Origin of the sequence: Pseudomonas sp. MD195_PC81_125 (assembly GCF_014060985.1) — a bacterium.
GTDB classification, from domain to species: domain Bacteria; phylum Pseudomonadota; class Gammaproteobacteria; order Pseudomonadales; family Pseudomonadaceae; genus Aquipseudomonas; species Aquipseudomonas parakoreensis.
The window spans coordinates 1-1,868 of record NZ_JABULD010000875.1; the positions used below are offsets into that span (position 1 = coordinate 1).

Annotated in this window: 1 protein-coding gene and 1 pseudogene; both read right to left on the bottom strand. The window is 53.9% G+C overall.

From position 1 onward, the window contains the following. The coding region (locus HT737_RS29995) for a DDE-type integrase/transposase/recombinase (protein WP_182404631.1) at positions 1 to 1,504 on the bottom strand (1,504 nt) is incomplete at its 3' end. Continuing rightward, positions 1,501 to 1,868, bottom strand: a pseudogene (locus HT737_RS30000) (heteromeric transposase endonuclease subunit TnsA); the annotation flags it as partial. The gene HT737_RS29995 and the pseudogene HT737_RS30000, both read right to left, overlap by 4 nt.

Here is a 1,868-nt window from a genome sequence, read left to right on the forward strand (position 1 = left end):
TGTTTTTAGGATCGGTTGCACCTATCCACGGCCGCAGTGCTTCAGCGAAATACATCGCGTCCATTTCCACGCCATAGGGGTGAATGGTTCGCAGCGTCGCAGGCAAGAAGTCGAGTTGGAAACCCCACGGATCCGCGACCCTGGGCGGTAGGGGCACAATCGGGTCGTGCTCTTTATCTCCGAAAAATGCCAGATTCCATTTCTTGATCGGCGCCATGTCGATCTCTTCATGGAATTTATTGTTGTACTTGATGAGGTTTCTGACCAACCGCTGCTCGTATTCTGCAAACGTGTAGATCGACTGCTTCTCAGAGTCATATTCACGACGCTCGGCAGGATTGCTAAAGGTTGCGCCTCGATCTTTTTTGTTGATGCCGGCGAATGTGCCCATCCAGCGCTCAATGTGTCCACCCCATTGCGGGTTTTTCTTCGGCCTGAAGTCACGACGGATATTGTGGTTCACACAGGACTGCACAAGGCTATTGGTCTTGAAATCAGCACCGTTGTCACTGTGCAGCGTGCCCATTTTGCCCCACACCGGCCATTCAGCATCCACCCCATGAAGTGCCAGCCACTTTTCCTTAGGTAGGATTGAATGGACAACGCACATTGCCACCGAGACCGCAGAGGGGGCATCCATCGACAGGTAGTAGCCGGTCACCATTCGCGAATACACGCAGATTGCCAGCGTCAGCCAAGGACGGCCGATGGGACGCCGGTGAACGTCGTCGACAATGATCATATCCGCCGGCGTGTGGTCGATCTGCACGATCTGGAGCGGGTAATCAGTGTTAAGTCCGCCTGGGCGCGGGTCATATTTGTTGCCCGCGAGTTCTTTATCGCCGCGTCTTCGCAAACGCGTCCGATCAGGAATGTTCTTGATGCGCGCCTGCACCGTCGACACGGTTGGAGGAGACAGCTTCAAAGCCTTGCAACGCTTTCGGACCTCATAAACCGTTGAGGCAACATCCGGGCGTTGCTCGGTCAGGTAAAAATCGTCGATGGTCTCGGCAATAACCTTCTCGACGCCCTCAGAGATCCTGGAACGACCCTTGCCCCACCCACGCTTAAGTGGGATCAGTGCGGTAACTTCGCCTTGCTCTTTGTAACGGCGCAGCCATCTGTAAACCGTAACCGCATCAACACCGGCGTCTTTCGCACGTTGCTCGACCACGCTACGTGACTGACCTTCAATGCTCAGGAGTGGGGCGATGACCGCGTAGCGTTTCTGCGCGATGGCCCATTCCTCAGCACCGATATCCTCTAAATCGTAATCTGCGTAGGGCCCTCTTACCTTGTCTCCAAGAAACGGCTTGAGCTCGCCGATTTGAAGCACCTTCGGTTGCCCGGTTTCGACATTGATCGCCAGCACGGATTGGAAATCTAATATCTGGGTAATCCGGAAGGTCTCTTTCTGATAGCAAGCAACCTGGCCGGGCGCGATATTTACGAAAGACCGGTCAATCTTGCCTCTCTTAGGCTGTTCACTAACGAAGTCATTCATTCGGCCACCATGACTTCTAACGAATCGCTCAGAGGCCCGGAAATATCGCAATCCAACTGACGGGTCGCGATGAGATGAAAGATATGCGATTTGCCCAGAGCTTCAGCGCCTTGAAAGTGCAGCGCCACGAGATAGCTGATTGATGCAATGCCCTTGAAAGCGACCGTGCGAATGATGGCGTCCAGATCCTGATCCGCGTAATCCGCGTTCTTGAATCGTTCTAAGTACTGGATGTTCTTCAGTGATTGGCCTCTGATCCGCGATTCGTCATAGATATGGAAGCGCCAACCTCGCTCCTTCGCATAACGCAACGCTGCCTTCCATTTTGGTAGCAGGTCGCGCCAGTTCTCACGCCAGTTCTCTG